Annotated in this window: 21 protein-coding genes and 2 riboswitches; of the genes, 8 read left to right on the top strand and 13 right to left on the bottom strand. The window is 67.5% G+C overall.

What is annotated here, in order from left to right:
• Nucleotides 1–16: 16 nt before the first annotated feature.
• Complete coding sequence (locus tag D107_RS0111455; RefSeq protein WP_018867845.1) at nt 17–430, bottom strand: rhodanese-like domain-containing protein; 414 nt, start codon at nt 428–430, stop codon at nt 17–19.
• 151 nt (nt 431–581) lie between these two features.
• Nucleotides 582–2,615, bottom strand: coding sequence for a thioredoxin domain-containing protein (locus tag D107_RS0111460; RefSeq protein ID WP_018881516.1), 2,034 nt, complete (start codon nt 2,613–2,615; stop codon nt 582–584).
• A gap of 101 nt (nt 2,616–2,716) precedes the next feature.
• On the opposite strand from D107_RS0111460, the gene lgt reads away from it, so the two are divergent.
• From lgt to D107_RS0111480, 5 genes are read left to right on the top strand one after another with little or no spacing between them, the layout of a single operon-like run.
• Nucleotides 2,717–3,532, top strand: coding sequence for a prolipoprotein diacylglyceryl transferase (gene lgt, locus D107_RS0111465; RefSeq protein WP_018867847.1), 816 nt, complete (start codon nt 2,717–2,719; stop codon nt 3,530–3,532).
• 1 nt (nt 3,533) lies between these two features.
• Complete coding sequence (locus D107_RS0111470; RefSeq protein WP_018881517.1) at nt 3,534–4,352, top strand: thymidylate synthase; 819 nt, start codon at nt 3,534–3,536, stop codon at nt 4,350–4,352.
• A 40-nt stretch (nt 4,353–4,392) separates the two neighbouring features.
• Nucleotides 4,393–4,599 (top strand): type II toxin-antitoxin system HicA family toxin, encoded by a 207-nt coding sequence (locus D107_RS13880; protein WP_018867849.1) that lies wholly within the window; start codon nt 4,393–4,395, stop codon nt 4,597–4,599.
• The gene (locus D107_RS0111475) at nt 4,599–4,814 is read left to right on the top strand and encodes a type II toxin-antitoxin system HicB family antitoxin (protein WP_018867850.1); all 216 of its coding nucleotides are present in this window, start codon (nt 4,599–4,601) and stop codon (nt 4,812–4,814) included. The genes D107_RS13880 and D107_RS0111475 overlap by 1 nt, the downstream gene beginning before the upstream one ends.
• 26 nt (nt 4,815–4,840) lie before the next feature.
• Nucleotides 4,841–5,335 (top strand): dihydrofolate reductase, encoded by a 495-nt coding sequence (locus D107_RS0111480; protein WP_018881518.1) that lies wholly within the window; start codon nt 4,841–4,843, stop codon nt 5,333–5,335.
• 258 nt (nt 5,336–5,593) lie between these two features.
• Here the strand turns inward: D107_RS0111480 and znuB are convergent, their stop codons facing one another.
• A complete protein-coding gene (gene znuB / locus D107_RS0111485) occupies nt 5,594–6,415 on the bottom strand; it encodes a zinc ABC transporter permease subunit ZnuB (RefSeq protein WP_018881519.1) in 822 nt (273 codons plus the stop codon).
• Nucleotides 6,412–7,194 (bottom strand): ATP-binding cassette domain-containing protein, encoded by a 783-nt coding sequence (locus D107_RS0111490; RefSeq protein ID WP_018881520.1) that lies wholly within the window; start codon nt 7,192–7,194, stop codon nt 6,412–6,414. Before D107_RS0111490 ends, znuB begins: the two co-directional genes overlap by 4 nt.
• Before the next feature lie 98 nt (nt 7,195–7,292).
• On the opposite strand from D107_RS0111490, the gene znuA reads away from it, so the two are divergent.
• Nucleotides 7,293–8,483 carry a zinc ABC transporter substrate-binding protein ZnuA gene (gene znuA, locus D107_RS0111495; RefSeq protein ID WP_018881521.1) on the top strand — a complete coding sequence of 397 codons (1,191 nt, stop codon included), beginning with the start codon at nt 7,293–7,295 and terminating at the stop codon, nt 8,481–8,483.
• Nucleotides 8,484–8,634: 151 nt separating this feature from the next.
• Here znuA and D107_RS0111500 read toward each other — a convergent pair whose 3' ends face one another.
• From D107_RS0111500 to D107_RS0111540, 9 genes are all read right to left on the bottom strand, one after another.
• Nucleotides 8,635–8,994, bottom strand: a complete 360-nt coding sequence (locus D107_RS0111500; RefSeq protein WP_028484892.1) for a diacylglycerol kinase — start codon at nt 8,992–8,994, stop codon at nt 8,635–8,637.
• A complete protein-coding gene (locus D107_RS0111505; RefSeq protein WP_018881522.1) occupies nt 8,984–12,595 on the bottom strand; it encodes a PAS domain S-box protein in 3,612 nt (1,203 codons plus the stop codon). Before D107_RS0111505 ends, D107_RS0111500 begins: the two co-directional genes overlap by 11 nt.
• Nucleotides 12,592–14,964: a PAS domain-containing protein gene (locus tag D107_RS0111510; protein ID WP_018881523.1), complete on the bottom strand. Its 2,373-nt coding sequence runs from the start codon at nt 14,962–14,964 to the stop codon at nt 12,592–12,594. The genes D107_RS0111505 and D107_RS0111510 overlap by 4 nt, the downstream gene beginning before the upstream one ends.
• A 244-nt stretch (nt 14,965–15,208) precedes the next feature.
• The gene (gene gcvPB, locus D107_RS0111515; protein ID WP_018881524.1) at nt 15,209–16,717 is read right to left on the bottom strand and encodes an aminomethyl-transferring glycine dehydrogenase subunit GcvPB; all 1,509 of its coding nucleotides are present in this window, start codon (nt 16,715–16,717) and stop codon (nt 15,209–15,211) included.
• Nucleotides 16,718–16,799: 82 nt separating this feature from the next.
• Nucleotides 16,800–17,327 carry a thiol peroxidase gene (gene tpx, locus D107_RS0111520; protein ID WP_018867859.1) on the bottom strand — a complete coding sequence of 176 codons (528 nt, stop codon included), beginning with the start codon at nt 17,325–17,327 and terminating at the stop codon, nt 16,800–16,802.
• 62 nt (nt 17,328–17,389) lie between these two features.
• Nucleotides 17,390–18,742, bottom strand: coding sequence for an aminomethyl-transferring glycine dehydrogenase subunit GcvPA (gene gcvPA, locus D107_RS0111525; RefSeq protein ID WP_018881525.1), 1,353 nt, complete (start codon nt 18,740–18,742; stop codon nt 17,390–17,392).
• Between the two features lie 84 nt (nt 18,743–18,826).
• The gene (gcvH, locus tag D107_RS0111530) at nt 18,827–19,219 is read right to left on the bottom strand and encodes a glycine cleavage system protein GcvH (protein ID WP_018867861.1); all 393 of its coding nucleotides are present in this window, start codon (nt 19,217–19,219) and stop codon (nt 18,827–18,829) included.
• 73 nt (nt 19,220–19,292) lie between these two features.
• The gene (gcvT, locus tag D107_RS0111535; RefSeq protein WP_018881526.1) at nt 19,293–20,393 is read right to left on the bottom strand and encodes a glycine cleavage system aminomethyltransferase GcvT; all 1,101 of its coding nucleotides are present in this window, start codon (nt 20,391–20,393) and stop codon (nt 19,293–19,295) included.
• 120 nt (nt 20,394–20,513) lie between these two features.
• Nucleotides 20,514–20,625, bottom strand: a riboswitch (glycine riboswitch).
• 1 nt (nt 20,626) lies between these two features.
• Nucleotides 20,627–20,728, bottom strand: a riboswitch (glycine riboswitch).
• Nucleotides 20,729–21,055: 327 nt separating this feature from the next.
• Nucleotides 21,056–21,976 (bottom strand): ZIP family metal transporter, encoded by a 921-nt coding sequence (locus tag D107_RS0111540; RefSeq protein WP_018878836.1) that lies wholly within the window; start codon nt 21,974–21,976, stop codon nt 21,056–21,058.
• Nucleotides 21,977–22,157: 181 nt separating this feature from the next.
• Between D107_RS0111540 and D107_RS0111545 the strand changes: the two genes are divergently transcribed.
• Together D107_RS0111545 and nadC are read left to right on the top strand one after the other, a co-directional pair.
• Nucleotides 22,158–23,549, top strand: coding sequence for a sodium:alanine symporter family protein (locus tag D107_RS0111545; protein ID WP_018875834.1), 1,392 nt, complete (start codon nt 22,158–22,160; stop codon nt 23,547–23,549).
• Nucleotides 23,539–24,447 carry a carboxylating nicotinate-nucleotide diphosphorylase gene (gene nadC, locus D107_RS0111550; RefSeq protein ID WP_018881527.1) on the top strand — a complete coding sequence of 303 codons (909 nt, stop codon included), beginning with the start codon at nt 23,539–23,541 and terminating at the stop codon, nt 24,445–24,447. Before D107_RS0111545 ends, nadC begins: the two co-directional genes overlap by 11 nt.
• The last annotated feature ends 302 nt before the right edge of the window (nt 24,448–24,749 follow it).

The raw sequence follows: 24,749 nt of genomic DNA on the forward strand, positions 1-24,749 counted from the left end.
GCCCCGCGAGGCCGTGCTACGGCAGCTTGCCGGTGTAGGCGCCGGATTCGACCGGCAGGTCCTCGCCTTCCCAGCCCTTGATGCCACCGGCGATATTCACCACGTTGGTGAAGCCCATCTCCTGCAGCCGCTGCACGGACATGGCGGCCCGGCCGCCGGTCGCGCACATCACGGCCACCGGTTTCTCGCGGGCCTCCACCAGGGCGTCGATGCGGTGCGGGGTGTTGGGGTCGGCCGCGCCCTCCAGCAGGCCGCGCGGGACGAGGATGGAATTCGGCGCGTGCATCTTTTCGAACTCATAGGGTTCGCGCACGTCGACCACCAGCCAGTCCTCGCCCGCCTCCATCTTCTCGGCGAGATCCGCCGGGGCAATCTCCTTCACGTTCTTGCGCGCCTCGGCGACGAAATCCATCAGCTTCTTCTCGCTCATTCGAACCTTCCCTTATGCAATGATCTGGATGTTTTTGTGGGGCCTGCTTGCAGGCGAAGCCCCTGCCCATGTCGGAGTTTGGCAGGGGCTTCGCCTGCAAGAAGGCTCCTACCACCGGACGCATTCTACCGTGGGTACGTGATCAGGCGTTTCAACCCTGTGAGAGCGCGCTGTCCAGCGCCGCAGGGTCAGTCACGGGCGCCTCGCATTGCAGCCCGCGGCAGAGATAGGCACGCACACCCGTCTCCGGGGCGGCCTTCTCCGCCAGCGCAGCGGGAAGGTCGCCGGCATCGGCCGGGATCGCGAGGGCCCATACCGGAGCAGCCTGCGCCCGCAGACGCTGCTGCCACGCGGGAAGTTCGTCCGCCGCCCCGCGCAGCACGACCAAGGCCGGCGGCTGGTAGTGGATGTCCAGCGCCATCAGCAGGCTCATGTGTCCCACCGGGGCCTGCTCGATCATCGGTCCGGCGTTGGCGAGGGTGCGCTCGGCCGCCTCGATATACCGTGGCTCGGCCAGCAGGAACCCGAGCTTCTGCAAGGCCTGCGCCGCGACACCGTTGCCATTGGCCATGGCATCGTCGGAATACACTTTCGGGCGCTGGATCAGCGCCTCGTGATCGCCGGCGGTAAAGAAGAAACCGCCGTGCTCGCGGTCCTCGAATTCCGCCAGCAGGGTATCGGCCAGAGTGACGGCCCAGCCCAGCAGCTCGCTGTCCCATTCAGTCTCCAGCAACGCCAGCGTGGCCTCCAGCAACAGGGCGTGATCGTCGAGATAGGCGCGCGGCATCGCACCGGTGGCCCCCTCGCGCACGCTGGCGTACAGCCGGCCGTCGCGCCACAGACGCTCGCGCACGGCGGTCATCGCATCACGTGCCAGGTGCAGCCATTCCGGACGCCCCAGGGCGCGCGCGGCCCGCGCCAGTCCGGAAATCATCAGGGCATTCCAGGCGCCGAGGATCTTCTCGTCCCGGTGCGGTCGCACCCGCTCCGCGCGGGCCGTCAGCAGACGTTCCCGGGCCTGATCCAGCCGCCGGTTCACCTCCGCCTCGTCGATCCCCAGCGCCTCCGCGACGGTCGCCGGCGGCGCGACCTCGTGCAGATGCCAGCGTCCCTCGAAATTGGCCGGGCCGTTCAGCCCCCAGACGCGGCTGGCAACGGCCCATTCGACCTCCGGCAACAACGCCTCCACGGTGTCCGGATCCCAGACGTAGAAGCGTCCCTCCTCGCCCTCGGAGTCCGCGTCCAGGCTCGAGTAGAAGGCCCCGGAGCCATCCCGCATCTCGCGTTTCAGCCAGGCGACCGTCTGTTCCACCACCCGCCGCGCGCGAAGATCGCCGCCGGCCGCGCGCTCGGCGTAGAGCCCCAGCAGCGGGCCGTTGTCGTAGAGCATCTTCTCGAAGTGCGGGATCATCCAGCGGGCGTCTACCGAGTAACGACAGAAGCCACCCCCCGCCTGATCAAAGATGCCACCCGCGGCCATCGCGTCCAGGGTGCGCCCCAGCATGCGGTCGGCCTCGGCATCGCCATGGCGCGCCGCATGCCAGGCCAGCCACTCGAGCGAGGCCGGGTGCGGAAACTTGGGGGCATCCCCGAAGCCGCCAAACTGCTCGTCGAAGGTCTTCGCCAGTTCCGCGCGTCCCTTGTCGATGACACTGAGCGCCGGGATCGCGCCGCCGGCGGGGCGGTAGATCCGACCCAGCGCCTGCTGCAGCGATTCGGTCTGGCGCTGGATCTCGTCGGGGTGCTCGGCGAGGAAATCGGCAACCCGCGTCATCAGATCCACGAACGACGGCAGGCCGTGGCGCGGGGTGCTCGGGAAGTAGGTCCCGGCAAAGAACGGCACCTGGTCGGGCGTCAGGAAGACGGTCAACGGCCAGCCCCCGGGACGCTGCGACAGCAGCATATGCGCGTTCTGGTAGATGCGGTCGAGATCCGGGCGCTCCTCGCGGTCCACCTTGATATTGACGAACCGCTCGTTCATCACCGCGGCGGTGTCCGGGTCCTCGAAGGACTCGTGCGCCATCACATGGCACCAGTGGCAGGCGGAGTAGCCGATCGACAGCAGGATCGGCTTGCCCTCGCGGCGGGCGCGTTCCAGCGCCTCCTCGCCCCAGGGATACCAGTCCACGGGGTTGTCGGCGTGCTGCAACAGATAAGGGCTGCTGGCCCCGGCCAGTCGATTCATCGCGCGACCTCCTGGAAAGTGGATCCGGCGACCCGCATGCAGGTGCATGCCGGCGCCCGGCCGGGTAGCATGTGCAGCCGGTTTTTCATCCGCAAGCGCCCATGCCCACACACCCGTTTATCGACCCGGTCGCGCTGTCCATCGGCCCGCTGACCCTATACTGGTATGGCCTGATGTACCTGGTCGGCTTCATCGCCTTCTGGGCACTCGGCGTCTGGCGCACGCGTACCCGCGACTGGGACCCCCTGCACCCCTGGCAGGTCGGCGACCTGCTGTTCTGGGGCGTGGTCGGGGTCGTGGTCGGCGGACGGCTCGGCTATGCCCTGTTCTACAACCTGGACGCCACACTGGCCGACCCGGTGAGCCTGTTCCGCATCTGGGAAGGTGGCATGGCCTTCCACGGCGGACTCGCCGGGGTGCTGGTCACCTGCTGGCTGTATGCCCGCAAGATCGGCCAGCCGTTCTTCCGCCTGACCGACTTCATCGCCCCGCTGATCCCGATCGGCCTCGGCGCCGGCCGCATCGGCAACTGGATCAACGGCGAACTGTGGGGCAAGCCCACCGACCTGCCCTGGGCCATGGTCTTCCCGGCCGCGGACTACATCCCGCGCCACCCGTCGCAGTTGTACCAGGCCTTTCTCGAGGGGCTGGTGCTGTTCGTGGTGCTGTGGATCGTCTCGCGCCAGCCGCGCCGCACGGGCCTGATCTCCGGGCTGTTCCTGACGCTCTACGGCGGCTTCCGCTTTGCGATCGAGTTCGTCCGCGTGCCCGACGCCCACATCGGTTACCTTGCCTTCGACTGGCTGACCATGGGCCAGGTCCTGAGCCTGCCGGTTATCCTGTTCGGCGTGGCCCTGATCGTCTGGTCGCGGCGCAACCCGCTGCCCGCAGCCCGCCCGGCCCCGGAGGCCTCCTGAGATGCAGCAATACCTCGATCTGGTGCGGCACATCCGCGACCATGGCACGGATCGTCCGGACCGCACCGGTACCGGCACGCGCTCGGTGTTCGGCTACCAGATGCGGTTCGATCTGGCTGACGGCTTCCCGCTGGTAACCACCAAGCGCACTCACCTGCGCTCGGTGATCCACGAGTTGCTGTGGTTCATCGCCGGCGACACCAATATCCGCTACCTGCGCGACAACAAGATCCGCATCTGGGACGAATGGGCGACCGAGGACGGTGACCTGGGCCCGATCTACGGCGCCCAGTGGCGCAACTGGGCCGGCCACGACCAGTTGGCCGAACTGGTCGACAACCTGCAGAACCGGCCGCATTCCCGGCGCCACATCATCAGCGCCTGGAACGTGGCCGATCTGCCCGACGAGTCCGTCTCGCCGGAGGCCAACGCGGCGGCCGGACGCATGGCGCTGGCGCCCTGCCACACCCTGTTCCAGTTCTACGTGGCCGACGACCGCCTGTCCTGCCAGCTCTATCAGCGCAGCGCCGATGTCTTCCTCGGGGTGCCGTTCAACATCGCCAGTTACGCGCTGCTGACCCACATGCTCGCGCAGGTGGTCGGCCTGAAGCCGGGCGAATTCGTGCACACCTTCGGCGACGCCCATCTCTACCGCAACCACCAGGACCAGGTCGAAGAACTGCTCGGACGCGAGCCGCTGCCGCTGCCGACTCTGCACCTGAACCCGGACGTCACCGACCTGTTCGCCTTCACCTTCGACGACATCGAGGTCCGCGGCTACCAGTCCCACCCCCCGATCAAGGCCCCCATCGCCATCTGACTCCGCTACCCTCGCAAATGGATACCGGCAAGGAAGCCGAATGAAGATCAAGGAACTGATCAGATGCCTGGAACGCGATGGATGGGTTCAGGTTCGACAAAGAGGCAGCCACCGCCAATTCAAGCATCCAACGAAGCCGGGACTTGTAACCGTGGCGGGAAAACCTGATCTGGATATTCCCCCCGGAACACTGAACAATGCGCTGAAACAGGCGGGTCTCAAGGACAAAAACCCGAGGAGGCGATGATGAACTACACCGTGATCATCGAGGAAAGCGAGGATGGTTGGGGTGCATATGCGCCCGATCTGCCCGGCTGTATGGCCTCGGCGGCCAGCCGCGAAGAGGTCGTAACCCTAATCCGGGAGGCCATCAAGTTCCATCTCGAAGGCCTCCGGGAGCAAGGGGAGCCCATTCCCGAGCCGCACTGCCAGAGCGAAATCATTCAGGTCGACGCCGCCTGACCCATCCGCGATCGGACTATCTCTACATGCGCCAACCCGAGATCCACCTGATGGTCGCGCTCGATCCGGATCACGTGATCGGGCGCGACAACGACCTTCCCTGGCATTTGCCGAAGGACCTGCAGCACTTCAAGCGCGTGACCAACGGCCACCCAATGATCATGGGGCGGCGCACCTTCGAGTCCATCGGACGACCGCTACCGAAGCGGCGCAATCTGGTCCTGACCCGCCAGTCGGACTGGCGCGCTGACGGCGTCGAGGTCTACTCGGATCTGGACGCGGCCCTGGCCAGCATCGAGGCGGGCCCGGCCTTCGTGATCGGCGGCGCGGGCCTGTTCGAGGAGGCCCTGCCGCGCGCCGACGTGCTGCACCTGACCCGCGTGCACGAGCGCCACGCCGGGGATACGTACTTCCCCGCGATCGACCCCGCGGACTGGGACGTCGTCTGGTCCGAACACCACGAGGCCGACGATCGCCACGCCTGCCCCTTCACCTTCGAACGCCTCGAACGCCGCCGCTGACCGCTCCCTGGCGCCCTTTTTGTTCACCACGAAGCACACGAAGGCACGAAGAAAAGCTAGGTCAAGGGCGTTAACAGGAAGATGAGAAGATTTGAAGGATGATATGAATCAGGGCTAACCGGCGTGCGCAGGCCCGCACCGCAGGGACAGACCCATTTCAGAATCCTTCCTGACTTCCTTTCTTCCTGTTCAAGCTTCTTGCTTTTGACCTGGCCTTTCTTCGTGCCTTCGTCTGCTTCGTGGTGAATACAAAGGGGTTCAGCGGCCGCCGAAATGGGGGATCAAGCGGCCCGGCAGCAGATGCACCAGGATGAAGCCGAGCATCGCGGCGACCACGATGGTCGGGCCGGTCGGCGTGTCGTACTGGAAGGAGCCCCACAGCCCGGCCCCCACTGCCAGCATGCCGATGATGCCGGCAAGGATCGCCATCTGCTCGGGGGTGGTGGCGAAGCGCCGTGCACTGGCAGCCGGGATGATCATCAGCGCGGTGATCAGCAACACCCCGACGACCTGCATCGCCGCCGCGATCACCAGCGCGATCAGGAGCATCAGGCCCAGCCGTACCAGCAGCACCGGTACGCCCTCCACCTGTGCCAGCTCCTCGTGCACCGTCAGCGCCAGCAGCGGGCGCCACAGGACGACCAGCAGCAGCAGGGCCACGCCGCCGCCAATGGCGATCGACAGCAGATCCCCGGTCCCGACCGCGAGGATGTCGCCGAACAGGTAGGCCATCAGGTCCACCCGCAGCCCCTCGATAAAGGTGATCGCGACGATCCCCAGCGACAGCGCGCTGTGCGCGAGGATCCCGAGCAGCGTGTCCGCGGCCAGTTCCTGGCGGCGTTGCAGCAGCACCAGCAGGATCGCGATGGCCACGCATACCAGCGTGACCATCAGGTTCAGGTTCAGCCCCAGCAACACCCCGAGGGCCACGCCGAGCAGGGCCGAATGCGACACGGTATCGCCAAAATAGGCCATGCGCCGCCAGACCACGAAGGCCCCCAGCGGCCCGGCGACAGCCGCCACCATCAGGCCCGCCAGCAACGCGCGCACCAGGAAGTCGTCGAGCAGCCCTTCCATCATCGGGACGCGCCTCCGCCGGGGCCTGACGGCCGACCATGGGCACAGCCGGCGTGATGCTCATGCACTTCCCCGGCCACGTCGTGCACATGGTCGTGATCGTGCCGGTAGACCCCAATCCCCTGCATGTCCGACTCCGGGAACAGGCGCTGGTATTCCGGGTGCCGCGATACTTCTTCCGGCCGCCCGGTACAGCACACATGCTGGTTCAGGCAGATCACCGCATCCGCCCCCGCCATCACCAGGTGCAGGTCGTGCGAGACCATCAGCACCCCGCAACCCGTCTCGTGGCGGATATCGTCGATCAGCTTGAACACCTCGCCCTGGCCGACGATATCCACCCCCTGAGCCGGTTCGTCCAGCACGAGCAGGTTCGGTCGATTGAGCAGCGCGCGGGCGAGCAGTACCCGCTGCATCTCTCCCCCGGAGAGCGACTGCACGGGCTTGTGCAGCAGGTGCGGCACCCCCACCCGTTCGAGCCGTTCCCGCAGCACCGCCTCCGGGGCCCGCTGGCGCAATGTCAGAAAGCGCTGCACCGACAGCGGCAACACCGGCTCGATCTGCAGGCGCTGGGGCATGTAGCCGATGCGCAGGCCGCGTCGGCGCTGCACCCGACCCCGCCCCGGTTTCCACAGCCCCAGCAGGACGCGCAGCAGAGAGGTCTTGCCAGCTCCGTTGGGGCCGATCACCACCGTCACCTCGGCCGGTCGCACCTGGACGGAGACCTGATCCAGGATTACCCGACCCGCACGCTCCAGCGATACGTCACGGGCCGCCAGCAAGGGCGATGCGTCGATTTCCGCTGCAGCGGGCTGGGAAGGGCTTTTTCGGATCATGTTGGTATAGTATAACGTTGATAGCCCCGATGGAGAATCCGCCCATGCGTTCCGCCTTTCGCCGTCCGATCTTCCCCGCCCTGCTGCTGGCCCTGGCGTTGCTGCCGGGGCTGACCGTTCCCGCTCAGGCGGACGCGCCGCGCATTGTCACTTCGATTCTACCCGTCCACAGTCTGGTTGCCGCACTGGCCGGCGATACCCACGAGGTCGAACTGCTCGTCCCGGCCAGCGCATCGCCCCACGGCTACGCGATGCGGCCTTCCGAGGCGCGCCGCCTGCAACAGGCCGACGTGGTCATCTGGGTCGGCCCGGAGCTGGAAGGCTTCCTCGAGCGGCCGCTGCGCGGGATCTCCGACCGCGCTACCGTGATCAGCCTGATGCACGACCTCGACCTGGACCTGCTGGAAGGCCGTAGCGGCGGCGTATGGGAAGGTCATCACGACCATGGCGACCACGGACATGACGCGCGCGGCGATCACCACGAAGCGCTCGACAGGCATGAACACGACCACGCTGACCACGAACACGGGGACCACGAGCACGGGGACCACGGACACACCCATGACGAGCATGCCCCCGATGCACACGGGTCGGACGACCACGGGCACGGGCACGGGCACGGGCACGGGCACGGGCACGGGCACGGGCACGGGCACGGGCACGGCGAGCATGACCACGACCACGGGCACGGGCACGGGCACGCGCACGGCGGTGTCGACAGCCACCTGTGGCTGTCGCCGGCTGTGGCGACGGCCGTCGTCGAACAACTGGCCGACCGCCTCGCGGAACACGACCCGGACCAGGCCGCCACCATCCGCGACAACCGGGATCGCTCGCTCCAGCGCATCAAAGACCTGGATGCCGGGATCGCCGAACAACTGGCGCCGGTGCGCGACCAGCGCTTCATGGTGTTCCACGACGCCTACCAGTACTTCGAGCGGCACTACGGCCTGAACGCGGCCGGCTCCATCAGCGTCGACCCGTCGCGCATGCCCGGGGCGCGCCGACTGTCCGAACTGCGCACGCGCCTGGCCGAGGGCGATGTCACCTGCCTGTTCACTGAACCCCAGTTCCGCCCGGCCCTCGCCGAGACCGTGGTCGAGGGTACGGACACCCACCTCGGCATGCTCGACCCCATCGGGGCGGAACTGGAGCCGGGCCCGGATGCCTGGTTCGACCTGATGCAGGGCCTGGCCGACGGCTTCACCGACTGCATGGCGGCGGACGCTCGCTGATCGCCACACGCCCCGCGTCCGCCATCCCGGGCACCGCGCAGCGGTGACCCCGGAGCCTCGCGCCTCGTAGTACCTCCTGCGCCAGAGATCCCGGCTCTACACTTCGCTACGGCCGGGATGAGCCAGGCCAGCGGCGCGGATGCCCCGACGATCAGAGCAGGACCAGGCCCCAGACCAGTGCCGCCAGCAGGAAGCTGACCAGCACGGCGGCCGAAGCAATATCCTTGGCCCGCGCCGACAACGGGTGATGCCCGTCGCCGAAGCGGTCGATCGCCGCCTCCACCGCCGAGTTCAGCAGTTCCACCACCAGGATCAGCAGCACGCTGCCCGCCAGCAATGCGCGTTCGACGCCATCCTGCCCCAGCACCATCGCCAGGGGCAGGAGCACGACCGCCAGCGCCAGCTCCTGGCGAAAGGCGGCCTCGTGACGGAATGCCTCGCGCAGCCCGCGCCAGGAATACCCGAACGCGTGCCACACCCGACTCAGGCCGCGACGCCCGCTATGCGCCATCGGGTTCGTCCCCGGTCCGGACGACCGAACCTGCCGGCGGGTCCGCGATCGCCACCCGGTTGCGACCCTCGCGCTTTGCCCGGTAAAGCGCCTCGTCGACCCGGCGCAACAGGTCACTGCGCGGTTCGCCAAAGGTGAAGGCCGCCACCCCGAGGCTGATGGTCACGCGGCCCACCTCCGGGAAGGCATATTGGGCCACGCGTGCGCGGATCGATTCGGCGACCCGTGCACCCGCCTCCGCGTCGTCCCCCGGCAGCAGGACCATGAATTCCTCGCCGCCCCAGCGCCCCAGCACGTCCGAAGCGCGCAGACGCTCGCCCGCCACCCGGGTGACGTCCTGCAACACGACATCCCCGGTGGCATGGCCATAGGTATCGTTGACGGCCTTGAAATGATCAAGATCGAACATCACTAGGGAAAAGGCCTGTCCATAGCGTTCGGCACGCCGGAGTTCGCGGTCCAGCAGGCTTTCGAAGTACCGCCGGTTGGCGACACCGGTCAGACGGTCGTAAAACGCCTGACGCTCCAATTCAGCCTGATTGCGCTCCAGCTCCATCTGCGTGGTCTTAAGTTCGGTGATATCGACGGCGGTGCCCGCGACTCGGGTAACGTGACCCTCCGGATCCGTCACCGGATAGCGGTGGACGCGCACCCAGCGTTGCTCCCCATCCGGCCGCCGGATCCGGAAAGTCTCGTCGGTCCGGGCATTCCACAGTGGCTGCGCCAGAAAAACGGATTCCACCCGTGCCCGGTCCTCCGGGTGCACCGCCTCCAGCATCGCCGCCGGATCGCGCAACAGATGTTCACGACTGTAGCCCCAGACCCGCTCGTAGGCCGGGTTCACGTACAGGATGGAGTCCGCGTCCTGGAGCCAGAAGACCTCGTTGACCGAGCCGGCCAGCTGGCGGAATCGCTGCTCACTCTCGCGCAGGGCCTCTTCGACCGCCTTGCGCTGCGAGATGTCGCGCAGGATGGTGGAGATCTGTCGCACATCCCCGTGGCCATCGCGGCGTACGACAATCACCTGCGACACTGGCACCTCCCGACCCTGGGCGTCGAGTATCGCGGTCTCCCCTTCCCAGACCCCGTCCCGCATCGCGACGGGTGCGGCCTCCTGGAGGATCTGGTCGGCCGCCCAGGGCGGGTGGAACCGCCGAATCGCGGTCTCCAGAGAGCCCGTTTCGGCCGGCAGATCGCGGCTGTTCCAGCCGCCTTCGGGATCCCAGGGCTCCCCGGAGGACAGGGGCAGGCCGAACAGACGCCGCCCGGCACCATTCAGGAACAGCATGTTGCCGGCCGGGCCGTGCATCGCGACCACGTCCGGAGTGGACTCCAGGATGCCGACCAGCCGGCGCAGGTTCTCCTCCAACGCGTGGCGTTCCGTCACGTCCTGCACGGTCCCCATCATGCGACAGGGTTTGCCCCCTGCATCGTGTTGCGTCGATCCGCGTGCATGGACTACGCGCTCGCGCCCGTCGGGGCGCACGATCCGGAAATGGATGTCGTACTCACCACTCTCCAGCGAGGCCTCGACCGTCGCGGCCACGCGATCGCGGTCGTCCGGGTGCACGGCCTGCAGGAATCCCGCGTAGTTCGCCTCCTGATCTTCCTTGCGCAGACTGAAGAGACGGTAGACCTCGTCCGACCAGTGTGTGCGATCGGCCGCGATGTCCCAGACCCAGCTCCCCATGTGCGCGATGCGCTGTGCCGCGGCAAGCTCCTCGCCCCGCGCGCGCAGGGCGTCCTCCATAGCTACCTGCTCGGAGATGTCGATCATCACCCCGTGCCAGACGATGCTGCCATCCGGGCGCGGTGCCTCCGGGGTCGCGCGACCCTCGACCCAGAGCGTCCCGCGCAGTGGATGACGTACGCGATAACGGACCTGCCAGGGGCCCATGGTGCGCGCCGACTCCTCGATGCTCGCCTGGATACGCGGAAGGTCGTCTGGATCGACCCGGGCAAAGGCGGCATCCGCGTCCTCCTGGATGAGATCGGGAGAAACCCCGTACACCCGCTGCGCACCCTCGCTGACAAACGGGAATTCATGACGACCGTCCGGATACAGCCGGTACTGGTAGATCGCACCCGGCAGATGACCGGTCGCCTTCAGCAGGTGGGCCTCGCGCTCGCGCCGGGCCGTCTGGTCCTGGAACGAGACCACGGCGCCGTCCACCCGACCGGACACGTCGAATGTGGGTGCGGCAAACACACTGACCGGGAACAGGCTCCCGTCGGTGCGCACGAAGTGATCATCCCAGGCCTCCAGTGGCCTGCCCGTCTCGAGGACGCGGTAGATGGGACAGGCCTCCGGCGGGTAGGGCGTCCCATCTGTCAGCACGTGATGGTTGGTCGAATGCGATTCCTGCCCCAGGGCATCCAGCTCCCGTTCGAAACCCAGCAGACGGCAGGCCGCCGGATTCAGGAAGGTGTAACGGCCATAGCGATCCAGTCCGAATACGCCTTCGGCAAGGCTTGCCAGCAGGCGCGTCTGGAACGCCTCGGCCGCGCGCAGCTCGGTGATGTCCTCGATCACCCCGTCGAACACACACTGACCGTCCGCATCCTCGGTCCGGTAGGCGGTAATCCGGGCGCGGAAGGGGCGCCCCCGCAGCGTCTTCAGATCCACCTCGCGTCCGACCACCCGCCCGTACGCCGCCAGATCGCGACTGAGCGCCGTCCGCTCGGCAGGGTCCCGGTAGAGCTCGCGGACCGGCGTCGATCGCAGCTCGGTCTCGGTCGCGGCCTCGAACAGCTCCACCATCGCCGGGTTGAGCCGCACGAAGCGGCCCTCCGGCCCCGGTGTATTGCGGTAGACGCCCACCGGCAGCCGGCCGAACGCCACCCCGTAGAACTCCAGCTCGCGTTCGTAGCGGCGGGTCTCCGAGACATCGTGGATGATCGAGTAGAGGTAGCGCCGGCCGTCCAGCACCACCGGACCCGAATACACCTCGACATCGCGCACGTCGCCACCGCAGACGCGGTGCCGGAAGCGGAAGAACCGGCGCTCCTCGCGCGCCGCCCGGGCCATCTCGGCGCGTACCTCGGCCGCCGACAGCGTATTGATCTCGTGGATATGCATCGCCTTGAGCCGCGCGACCGAATAGCCATAAAAGGCCTCCGCGGCGGGGTTGGCATCCACGATGGCACCGTCCTCGGGATCGATCAGCAGCTTCGGCGCGGTATTGGCGGTAAAGGTCTGCTCGTAGACCCGGGCCGCGGAGTCGCCCGGCTCCCGGCGCTGCACCGTGGCCAGCCACCCGTCCGGATCGGGCGCCAGCACGACCGTGCAGGCCATCGGCGCTACACCTCGATCACCCGGGGCCGCAAGCTCCAGGTCCAGGGTGACTTCGCCCGCTCCGGCGCGGGCCAGCGCATCGCGCAGGGCCTTGCGCGCGTCCTCGGGGACACACTCGGCCAGCGACTGTCCCTCGAGATCCTCCGGGGCACAGCCCAGCCAGTCCGCCAGGCGCGCGTTGGCGGCCCGCACGCGACCGTTCGCGTCCAGATACAGCAACCCCACGGCCGCGCGATCGAACAGACCGTCACGCCCGGATTCTGCCGGCGCGTCCCCCGCTCCGGCTCGGCGTCCATGGTCGTTCAATCGCGTCGCACCACCTGATTCCGCCCGGAGTGCTTGGCCCGGTACATCGCGTCGTCCGCGCGCTTGATCCAGTCCTTGATCGCCTCGCCCGGGCGACATTGGGCCACCCCCAGACTGATGGTCACCGACCCCACATGGGGCAACTCCAGCGCGGCCACCTGGCGCCGCAGGTCCTCCGCCAGGCGACAGGCCGCCTCGGCCTTCGTGCTCGGGAGCAGGACCATGAACTCCTCCCCGCCCCAGCGACCCAGCACATCGGCCTGGCGCAGCCGATCGCTCGTGGTGGCGACCACGCGCCGGAGCACCTCGTCCCCGACATCATGGCCATGGGTGTCGTTGATTCGCTTGAAATGGTCCAGGTCCAGCATCACCAGCGAGCAGGGGTCCGCATAGCGATCGGCGCGCCGGGCCTCCTGTTCCAGCAGGGCCTCGAAGTGGCCGCGATTGGCCGCATCGGTCAGCGGATCGTAGAAGGCCTGGTGTTCCAGCGCCGCCTCCAGCTCCTTCTGCCGCGAGATGTCGTGAAACATGGCGACGTAATACTCGATCGCCCCGTTGGCATCCCGGATCGCGGTGACGATCTCGTGCAGCGGGAAGACGCGGCCGTCCTTGCGCCGGTTCCATACCTCGCCCGACCAGTGCCCCTGCTCGCGCACGGCCCGGAACATCTCCTCGTAGAAGCTGCGATCCTGGCGGCCGGAGTTCATGATCCGGGGGTTCTGGCCCAGCGCATCGGCCTCGGTGAAGCCGGTCAGCTCGGTGAAGGTGGTGTTGACACGCTGGATCGTCGCCTCGACGTCGGTGATGAAGATCGCCTGACTGCTGTCGAAGGTCGCCGCCAGCAGGCGCTGCTCGCGCTCCAGCTGGTGACGCTCGGTGATGTCCTGCACCGTCCCGATCATGCGCAAGGCCCGGCCGTCCTCGGCGAATTCGACGTAGCCGCGCTCGTGCACCACGCGTTCCTCGCCGCCGGGGCGCAACACGCGATGGATGGTATCGAGCGTTCCCTCCCCGGCCATCGCCGCATCCACCTCGGCCTGGATACGGTCGCGATCGTCGGGATGGACGGACTGCATGAAGGCCTCGTGCGTCGCGCCCCATTGGCCGCGACGCAGGCCGAAGATCCGGAAGACCTCGTCGGACCAGCGAATCTCGTTGCGCACGAAGTCCGACACCCAGTTGCCGATGTGGGCAATCCGCTGGGCCTCGGCCAGTTCGCGCTTGCGCAGATGGAGCGCCTCCTCGGCCTGCACCCGCTCGGAGATATCCAGGATCACGCCGTGCCACAACACACTGCCGTCGTCCAGGGCCTCGGGGCTGGAATGCCCTTCCAGCCAGATCTCGCCACGCTCGGGATGACGCACCCGGTAGCGCTGGCGCCAGGGCGCCAGGCAGCGCATGGACGCCTCGATGCTCGCCCGCACCCGGCCCACGTCCTCGGGATGGATCACCTCGAAGACACTGCTGGCGTCGCGCATCACCGCCTCGGGCGTAACCCCGTAGATATCCACGATCCCTTCGCTGGCATACGGGAACGCCGCATGCCCGTCCGGGGACTGACGGTACTGATAGATCACCCCCGGCAGGTTCTGCGCGATCTTCTCGAGGTGACGCTCGGTTTCCACCCGGGCGCCCACGTCCTGGAAGGCGCCGATCAGCTCGACCACCGCCCCCTGATCGTCCCGGATCGCGGTGACCTGGTCCTCCAGCCACTGCCAGTGTCCGCCGGGCATGCGCTGGCGATAGTTCAGGCGACAGAACCCGCGGGCGCCTTCCGCCAACCAGCGTTTGATCTGGCTTGCGCAGCGCCGGTAATCCTCGGGGGCGAGATGGGTGAGGAGCCAGTCCGGCTCGCGCGTGATCTGCTCCGGACTCCAGCCGGTCACCGTCTGCACGTTGCGGCTGAGCCAGGTCATGGTGCCCAGATCCGACGGATCCATGGTGTAGATCACCGCCGGGCTGGCCCGCAGGAGGGTCTCGGTGCGCTGCTCGGCCGCCTTGCGCGTGCCGATATCGTTGACCACCACGAGCAGCGCCTCGGGGCTGTCCTCGGTGGCCGGGATGCGGCTGGTCGTCAACTCCACCCACTGGGCCTGGTCGGTGGCATCCAGCAGCCGAGCCTCGACCTTGCCGTTGCCGCACCCGCCATTCAGCAGGGCATGGCGATGAGCCTCCACCCGCTCGCGGTCGTCCGGGCAGACGTGCGCTTCCAGCGTGGCACCGGCCAGATCCGCCGGATCAAAAGCCAGCAGGGCCCCAAGGCGGAGATTGGCGCGCAGGATGCGCCCCTCGGTATCCATCTCGGCCAGCCCCACCGGCGCATGTTCGAACAGCGCCGCATAGCCGTGGATGCCACAAATCTCGCTCATTGGATTGCATTCCTTGCCCGTCTTGGTCTCTCTTTGCGGAGACCTGGTCGACACACGCTCGCGGTGCCGGCTGCCCTCGGGCCTGACAGTGCTTGAGTAGACTGAATCCAGAAACTACCAGATGCCGAGTCTGGTTTCTGCTTGACCCTACAAAATCGCGATTACTGCCGTGCAAAACGAGAACGCCCCCGGCGAGCGGGGGCGTCTCGAGCAGGGCGCCGAAGCGCCCGGGGTGGATCCGACCCTAGCCGTGAGTACCGGTCCGGGGCGCGCTTTCGCCCCCCTCGTCGGTGGGCTGGAACACCACATCCAGCGCCTTGGCCGCGGCCACCTCGTTGAAACGTCGATTGGGCAGCGTGTGCGGGGCGGCCTTGATGGTCTCCATGTCGTTCTCCGACTCGGCCAGGATGCAGGCCATCGCCTCGACGAAGCCGTCCAGCGTCTCCTTCGATTCGGTCTCGGTCGGCTCCACCAGCAGGCACTCCGGCACCAGCAGCGGGAAGTACGTCGTCGGCGCGTGGTAACCGTGGTCCAGCAGGCGCTTGGCGACGTCGCCCGCGGTCAGGCCGCGTTCCTTCGCCTGCTTCTTCAGCGTGACGATGAACTCGTGGGTGGCGCGGCGCTTGGGATAGGCCAGATCGAAACCGGCCGCGGCCAGTTCCCGGGCCAGGTAGTTGGCGTTCAGGGTAGAAAACTCGGAGACCCGCACCATGCCCTCGCGGCCCAGCATGCGCATGTACACATAGGCGCGCAGCAGCACGCCGGCATTACCGGCAAACGCGGACAGGCGGCCGATGCTCTGCGGGCGGTCGGACTCCTCGGCAAAACGGTAACCGCCCTGCTCCGCTTCGATCACGTGCGGGATCGGCATGAACGGCAGCAGGCGCTCGGAGACGCCCACGGCACCGGAACCCGGACCACCCCCGCCATGCGGCGTGGAGAAGGTCTTGTGCAGGTTCATGTGGATCACGTCGAAGCCCATGTCCCCCGGGCGCACCTTGCCAAGGATCGCGTTCAGGTTCGCGCCGTCGTAGTACAGCAGGCCGCCGGCGTCATGGACGATCTTCGCGATCTCGGAGATCCGCCGCTCGAACACGCCCACGGTGGACGGATTGGTCAGCATGATCCCGGCCGTCTGCGGGCCCACCGCGGCCTTCAGGGCCTCGATATTCACGTCGCCGGTCTCGTCGGTGGGGATCTCGCGCACCTCGTAGCCGCACATGATCGCGGTGGCCGGGTTGGTGCCGTGCGCGGCGTCCGGGACAATGATCTCGCGGCGCTCGGTATCGCCGCGGGCGTCGTGGTAGGCGCGGATCATGGCCACGCCGGTGTATTCGCCCTGGGCACCCGCCATCGGCGCCAGCGACACGGCCTTCATGCCGGTCACTTCCTTCAGCATCTCCTGCAGCTCGAACATGGTCTGCAGGAAGCCCTGGCTGTGGCTGGCCGGGGCGTGCGGATGCCGGTTCAGGAATCCGGGCAGCATCGCCAGGCTGTTACAGGCGCGCGGGTTGTACTTCATCGTGCACGAGCCCAGCGGGTAGAACTCGGTGTCGATGGAGAAGTTCTTCTGCGACAACCGCGTGTAATGCCGCACCACGTCCAGTTCCGAGGCGGCCGGCAGACCCGGCTCGGACTTGCGCTGCAGGTTCGCGGGGATGCGGGTCGCGGCATGCTCGCGCGGCGCCTGGGCCACGGCCGAGCGACCGGCGCGGGAACGTTCGAAGATCAGATGGGCGTCTGTGGTGCTCATAGCGGTTTCTCGCTTGCATATTCGGGTGACGACGGCCGAGCTGGGGCCCGGCCGCCGGCGGCGCAGTGGTTCTCCGCGCCGGTTACTGGGTCGGGCTCAGGTTGGCCCGGTCATCCAGGGCCGCGAACGCGGCGTCGTAGTCCGGCTCGTCGCCGATCTCGGAGACCAGCTCGGCGTGCATCACCAGATTGTCGGTATCCAGCACGACCACGCCGCGGGCGGTGATCCCGGCCAGCGGGCCGTCCTGGATCAGCACGCCGTAGTCCTTGGCGAAATTGCGATCGCGCATCATCGACAGGACGGTCACGCGCTCGAGGTTCTCGGCGGCGCAGAAGCGGCTCATCGCGAACGGCAGATCGGCGGAGACGATCAGGATCTCGAGATCCGGACGGCTGGCCACCATCTCGTTGAACTTCTTGGTGGAATCGGCGCAGACCGGCGTGTCCAGGCTGGGCACGATGGAGATCAGCTTGCGCTTGTCGCCGAAGTCGGCCAGCGAGACATCCTGCAGATCCTTGTTGGTCAGCTTGAAGTCCGGGGCCGGCGAGCCCACATGCGGCAGGTCGCCGTTGGTGTTGATCGGGTTACCTTGCAGCTTGATTTCGGCCATGGTTGCCTCCCGGCGTTGTGTGTATGGCGCGTGGGGTCGTTGACCCGGGGAATCAGACCGCCTCAGGCGGCCTGCTCCCACGTGGTCACGTACTGCTCGAGGTCGGATTCGGTCTTGGTCTCGGTGGCGCAGGCCAGCACGCAGCCATCCAGCTGCGCGTAGTCGCGGCCCAGCTCGAAGCCCGCGAGCACGCCAGCGTCGGCCATGGTCTGCACGCGGCTGGCGGCATCGCCGCCGAAGTCCAACGCGACTTCGTGGAAGTATTCGCCGGTAAAGCGCGGCTTGATGCCCTTGGCCGCCAGCTTTTCCACCAGCGCGTGTGTGTTGGCGTAGCAGGCCTCGGCCACGCGGGTCAGACCCTCGTCACCCAGCATGGACATGTGGATGGTCGCGGCCGTCACCACCAGGCCCTGGTTGGTGCAGATGTTCGAGGTCGCCTTGGAGCGGCGGATATGCTGCTCGCGCGCCTGCAGGGTCAGCACGAAGCCGGGCTTGCCGTCGGCATCCTCGGCGCGGCCGACGATCCGCCCCGGCATCTGCCGGATATGCTTCTTCAGGGTGGTCATGAAGCCGAAGTACGGCCCGCCGGAGGACAGCGGCGCCCCCAGTGGCTGGCCCTCGCCGACCACGATGTCGACGCCGTTGGTGCCCCACTCGCCCGGCGGCTTCAGCAGCGCCAGCGAGACCGGGTTCACCACGGCGATCACCGGGATGCCGCGCTCCTCGGCCCAGCCGGTCAGGGCGTCCACGTCCTCGAGGATGCCGAAGAAATTCGGCTGGCTGATCACCATGGCGGTGACGTCCTCGTCGGCATACGGCGCCAGGGCGTCCACCGGGGTCTGGCCGGTGTTCTCGTCGAACGGCAGCTCCACCAGCTCGATGCCCTGGTTGCCGATCAGCGTCCTGACCACCTTGCGGTAGTCCGGGTGCAGGGCGCCCGGCAGCAGCACGCGCTTGGCCTTGGAGCGGCGGTTCACGCGAACCGCCATCAGCACGGCCTCGGCCAGGGCAGAGGCGCCGTCATACAGCGAGGCGTTGGAGACCTCCATCCCGGTCAGGCGGCTGATCATGGTCTGGTATTCGTAGATCAGCTGCAGCGTGCCCTGGCTGGCCTCGGCCTGGTAGGGCGTGTAGGCGCTGTAGAACTCGCCGCGGGTGGCGATCTGCCACACGGCGGCCGGGATGTGGTGCTCGTAGGCACCGGCCCCGATGAAATTCGATGGCATGCCGTCCTTCGCGGCCCGCTCCTGCATCAGGCGGGTAATCCCCATCTCGTTCTCGCCCTCGGGGATCCCCGTGAGCGGCGGCGAGCGCAGATCGGCGGGGATCTCGTCGAAAAGATCCTCGACGGATTCGGCACCGATGCTATCGAGCATGGCGCGGATGTCTTCTTCGGTATGCGGGATAAACGGCATGTCAGGTCTCGCTTTCGCCGATTGCGGCGAACTTCGGTTGGGTCCCGGCCGGACGCGGCCGGGACCGATGATGCACAGCTACGCTCAGGATTCGGCCTCGACGTGCGCGGCATAGGCATCCGCGTCCATCAGGGCGTCCAGCTCACCGGCATCGGAGGGCTTCACCTTGAACAGCCAGCCGTCCTCGAAGGGGGACTCGTTGACCTTCTCGGGGCTGTCCGCCAGGTCCTCGTTCACCTCGGTCACCTCGCCGGAGATCGGCGCATAGATATCCGAGGCGGCCTTGACCGATTCCACGGTGGCACAGGCCGAACCCGCCTCGATGCTGCTGCCCGCTTCCGGGGCCTCGACGAACACCAGATCACCCAGCAGTTCCTGCGCGTGATCGGTGATGCCCACGGTCACGCTGCCATCGGCCTCGCTGCGCACCCACTCGTGGCTCTTGGTGTACTTCAGGTCCTTCGGTGCTTCGCTCATGACGTCTTCCTTTTTCGTTTGGATCCCGCCTGCGCAGTGTAGTCCGGCACACGCGGCATGAGGCAATAATTCGTTAGCGATTCAGTTCGATCTGCGGCTCGCCATTGCGGACGAACACCGGCTTCACCACGCGCACCGGCAGCTTGCGTCCGCGGATGTCCGCGTGCAGCTCCTCGGCCTCGACCCCGGCCGGGATCCGCGCGAAGGCGACCGACACCCCGAGGCTGGGCGAAAAGCTGCCGGAGGTGACCACGCCGTCGCCGGCCTCGGTCTCGATGCGGGTGCCGCCACGCAGCACCCCGCGCCCGTCCAGCACCAGCCCGACCATGCGTTCCGGCACGCCCTCGGCCTTCGACCGCTCGATCGGCGCGCGGCCGATGAAATCGCGTTCGGCATCCTTAAGCGCGATGGTCCAGCCAAGGTTCGCGGTCAGCGGATTGGTCTGGTCGTCCATGTCCGTGCCGTAGAGATTCATGCCGGCCTCCAGGCGCAGGGTGTCGCGCGCGCCGAGACCGATGGGGTGCACGCCGGCGGCCTTCAGCTTCTCCCAGAAACCGTCGGCGGCCTCGGCCGGCAGCATCACCTCGAAACCGTCCTCGCCGGTGTAGCCGGTGCGGGCGACGAACCAAGTGTCATTCCAGACCGCGGAGAACGGCTTGAGATCCCCGGCACTACGCAGGTCATCCGGCAGCAGCGGCAGGGTCTTCTCCACCGCCTGCGGGCCCTGGATCGCGATCAGCGCGAACTCCGGGCGCGGCTCGACGTTCACATCGAAATCCTTCGCGACCTTCTGCATGTGGGCGATATCGCCCTCGGCAGTGGCGGCATTGACCACCGCGCGGTAACTGGCGCCCCCGGTCCAGTAGATGATCAGGTCATCGATCACCCCTCCGGCCTCGTTCAGCATGCAGCTGTACAGCGCGCGGCCCTCGGTCTTGAGCTTGGCCACGTCGTTCGCCAGCAGGTAGCGCAGGAAGGCCTGCGCCTGCGGGCCATGGATATCCACGACCTGCATGTGCGAGACGTCGAACATCCCTGCGGATTGGCGCACGTGCTTGTGCTCCTCCATCTGGGAGCCGTAGTGCAGCGGCATCTCCCAGCCGGCGAAATCGACCAGCTTGGCCCCCGCGCGCTGATGCGCGGCATGGAGCGGAGTTGTCTTCAACGTCGTCATCTGATTCTCGCCTTGCGTCCGTTTCGTGGTCGATTCGCCGGCAGCCGCCGGTGGAACCGCGAGGCCCGGTCGCCGTGCGCCGGGCATAAAAAAAGGGGCGGCCAGCAGGGATGATCTGCCAGCCGCCCCTCTGTCCTGAAACCTGAGAGTTTGCGTCGCGTCAATCCGTTTCCGGACTGCGTGACCGCCCCCTTCGGTGGGCCGTTTCCGGCCGCTCTCCAGAGTGTGTCTCCTGCACCGTTCCGGTCCTGTAGCCTGAGCGATTCCGGGCGGATGTTGCGCCTTCGGCGTCTGCCAATCGACTCGCGATCGCAGATCTCTTCCAGAACGGTGTGCGGGCATTGTCGGGCACCCGCAGACGAAACTAATTGTAGACCAAAATATCTCCGGCGCGAAAGCCCGGACGCCCGGCGGCGACTTTCCGGCCCGGAGCAACCGCTCGACCCGCGCCCCCTTCGCGCAACCGGGGCACCGTCATTGCGAGGAGCGCAGCGACGAAGCAACCTCCTTACGAAACCACCGGATGCTGACGCGCGGCCAGCTTTCGAAGGTGACTCGCTGCGCCCGCCCTTCGGGCCGCCCTGCGGCCGTTCAGCGCGCAGCGCGTTTTTGTGCCGCGTCGTCTGGGGTTCCTCGGAATGACGGTGCATGTGCGTGGCGCCCTACAGCGCCAGGTCGATCGCCAGCAGGACGACGAAACCGACCAGCACGCCGACCGTCGCCTGCGCCTCGTGCCCCTTGCGGTGCGACTCGGGGATGATCTCGTGACTGATGACGAACAGCATCGCCCCGGCCGCGAAGGCGAGCCCCCAGGGCAACAGGAACTCCATCAGCGTGATGGCGCCGGCCCCGATCAGACCACCGACCGGCTGCACCAGCCCGGTCAGCAGGGTCACCCCGAATGCGGCCCACTTGCTGTAGCCCAGCGACAGCAAGGCGATTGCCACCACCAGCCCCTCCGGCATGTTCTGCAGACCGATCGCGATGGCCAGCGCGATCCCGTCACGGACGTCATCGCCCCCGAAACCTACGCCGACGGCCAATCCCTCGGGCAGGTTGTGCAGGGCGATGGCAAAGATAAACAACCAGACACGGCGGATCTTGGCGGGGTCTGCCCCGCTTTGCGGGCCGATGTGGAAGTGTTCGTGCGGCACGCACTTGTGCAAGGCGAGCAGCGCGCCGCCCCCGAGCGCCATACCCACCGCCAGCACGACAATCGCCATACCCACGCCGCCATACTGCAGCTCGGCCTGTTCCACCGACGGCAGAACCAGCTCGAAGGCCGTGGCAGAGAGCATCACTCCGGCGCCGAAGCCCATCATCGCGTCCTCTACCGACTGGCTGATCCGGCGCAGGAAGAAGATCGGAAGCGCGCCCACGGCTGTCATCAGCCCGGCCACGAAGCTCGCCAGCAGGCCGATCTGCAGCGTACTCAGGCCGACGAGCCGCTCTTCCAGCGAAGGCCAGACCAGACTGACCAGCCAGATGAAGGCCGCCAGCGCGATCAGCGACCCGATCAGGAAGACCCGGGGGACCGGTTTGCCGTGATCGTATTCGACAACGGGCTCGTTTGATTCGCTCATGCTCGATCCTTGAACGTCCTGACGGCGTGGTGTTTCTACCATGGATTCCCGGGCCGCCTGCGGGTTTCACAGGCACAGGCTATGGCCGCGGTGCGCTCAACCTATCGTAAACGACGGCCGTGCGCGGTAGAGTTTTCGGCCAGCACTGCGGCCGTCCCACCCGGATTACAAGGACCCACCGATGCTCGACACCATCGACCAGTTCCTCGGCGACACCGCCGGCCTTCTCTGGGGCAACCCGATTACCCTGATCCTCCTGCTGGGCACGGGGCTCTATCTCACCATCCGCCTGGGTCTCGTTCAGGTCGTGGCCTTCCGCGAGGGCTGGCGTGCCCTGCGCGGGTCGGACGGTCGGGCCGGCGGCACCGGACAGATCTCGCCGTTCCAGGCGCTCTCCACCGCGCTGTCCGGCACCATCGGGACCGGGAACATCGCCGGCGTAGCCACGGCCATCGCTCTGGGCGGCCCGGGGGCGTTGTTCTGGATGTGGGTCACCGCCTTCTTCGGCATGGCGACCAAGTTCGCGGAGACCACCCTGGCGGTGCGCTACCGCGAGATCGCTCCGGACGGCAGCATCGCCGGCGGGCCGATGTTCACGCTCCTCAACGGCCTGAAGATGAAGAAGCTGGCGATCCTGTTCGCCGCCTTCACCCTGATCGCCTCGTTCGGCATCGGCAACATGGTGCAGGCCAACTCCGTGGTCGACGGCCTGACCTTCATCGTGCCGGACCTGCGCGCGGACGACGACATCATGGGCTGGATGGCCCTGATCATCGGCCTGACCATGGCCGTGCTCGTGGCGCTGGTCATCATCGGCGGCGTCAAGCGCATCGCCATGATCGCCTCGACCATCGTCCCGTTCATGGCCGTGATCTACATGCTGGGTGCCTTCGTGGTGATCGTCGCCAACATCGATGCCGTCCCGGCCGCGGTCGCCACCATCCTGAACCTTGCGCTCAATCCGTGGGCCGCCGGCGGCGGCGCGATCGGCCTCGCCATCCAGTACGGCGTCGCGCGCGGCATGTTCTCCAACGAGGCGGGCCTGGGCTCCTCGGCCATGGCGCATGCCGCGGCCAAGAACGGCGATCCGCCGCGCGAGGGCTCGGTGGCCATGCTCGAGCCGTTTATCGATACCATCGTGGTCTGCACCCTGACCGGTCTGGCCATCGTGGTTACCGGGGCCTACATTGACCGCGCCGACGACGTCGTGGGTGCCTCCCTGACCGCCACCGCCTTCAGCTCCACCCTGGGCCCGTTCGGCGCCATGGTGGTGGGTATCAGTCTGATGCTGTTTGCCTTCTCCACCATGATCGCCTGGTCCTACTACGGCGACCGCTCGGCCTACTTCCTGTTCGGCGAGCGCGCGGTCATGCCCTACCGCATCGTGTTCGTCATCCTGATCGTGATCGGGGCCACCATCCCGCTGGGCGTGGTCTGGAACTTCTCCGATATCGCCAACATCGCCATGGCCGCACCTAACCTGATCGCGCTCATCCTCCTGGCCGGCCTGGTGAAGAAGCTGCGCGACGACTACGTGGCCCACCGCCCGATCCCGGATCGTCATGACGGATAAGGCCCCGGTCGCAGGCGGCCCCAGCGACCCTTTCGCCCAGGGCCCGGCGCGGCCCGATGCCGCCATGCTCGTGCGCGAGGTCGAGGCCGCCCTCGCGGAAGACCTGGGCCCCAACGGTCTGGACGGCGACCTGACCGCCGCCCTGGTCCCGGCCGAACGCGTCGCGCGCGCCACGCTGCTGCTCAAGGAGCCCGCGATCGTCTGCGGACAGGCGTGGTTCGAGCGCGTATTCACCAGCCTCGCGCCGGAGACCCGCATCGACTGGCAGGTACCCGAGGGCGCCCGGGTAACCGTGGACGGCCAACCCCGGGTGATCGCGACGCTCGAGGGGCCGGCCCGGGCCGTCCTGGCCGCCGAACGCGCGGCCCTGAACCTGCTGCAGACCCTCTCCGGAACCGCCAGCGAGACCGCGCGCTGGGTCGCGCGCCTGGAAGGCACCGAGAGCCGCGTCCTGGACACCCGCAAGACCCTTCCGGGGCTGCGGCATGGGCAGAAGTACGCGGTGCGCTGCGGCGGCGGCTACAACCACCGGCTGGCGCTGTGGGATGCGGTGCTGATCAAGGAAAACCACATCGCCGCATGCGGCTCCATCGCCGCCGCGGTCGAGCGCGCCCGCACCCTGGGTGCCGGACGCTGGGTCGAGGTGGAGACCGAGACCCTCGACGAGGTGGACCAGGCCCTGGCCGCCGGTGCCGACGTCATCATGCTCGACGAGTTGTCGCTGGACGACCTGGCCACTGCGGTGCTGCTCATTCGTGGCCGCGCGATCTCCGAGGCCTCCGGCGGGGTCACGCCCGACAGCCTGGCGGCCATCGCGGCGACCGGCGTGGACTACATCTCCGTGGGTGCGCTGACCAAGCACCTCCACGCGATCGACTACTCCCTGCGCCTCGATTAACCGCTCGACCCGCAACCGGCCTTCGTTCGGGAAGGCTTCGGTCGGCCGCCTGCCTTGTTGAGGCTGGTCCTGGCTCGGCCTCTGGGGTTTACAGCGCCTTCGGTCCGCATACTGCCGATTGTTGGCTGGGCCTGGTTCGGCATCCTGTGTTTACGGTGCCTCCGGTCCGCCGCCTGCCAGGCGCTGACTCGCCAGCGCGCCGCGAGGTACTTCTTTGCTCGTGCAAAGAAGTACCCAAGAAACACGCCCGACTGCCGCGACCCCGGCCCGCTGTGCGGGCCGGGGTTTCCCTCGCTCCGAGG

Origin of the sequence: Thioalkalivibrio sp. ALE30 (assembly GCF_000377465.1) — a bacterium.
Taxonomy (GTDB): Bacteria; Pseudomonadota; Gammaproteobacteria; order Ectothiorhodospirales; family Ectothiorhodospiraceae; genus Thioalkalivibrio.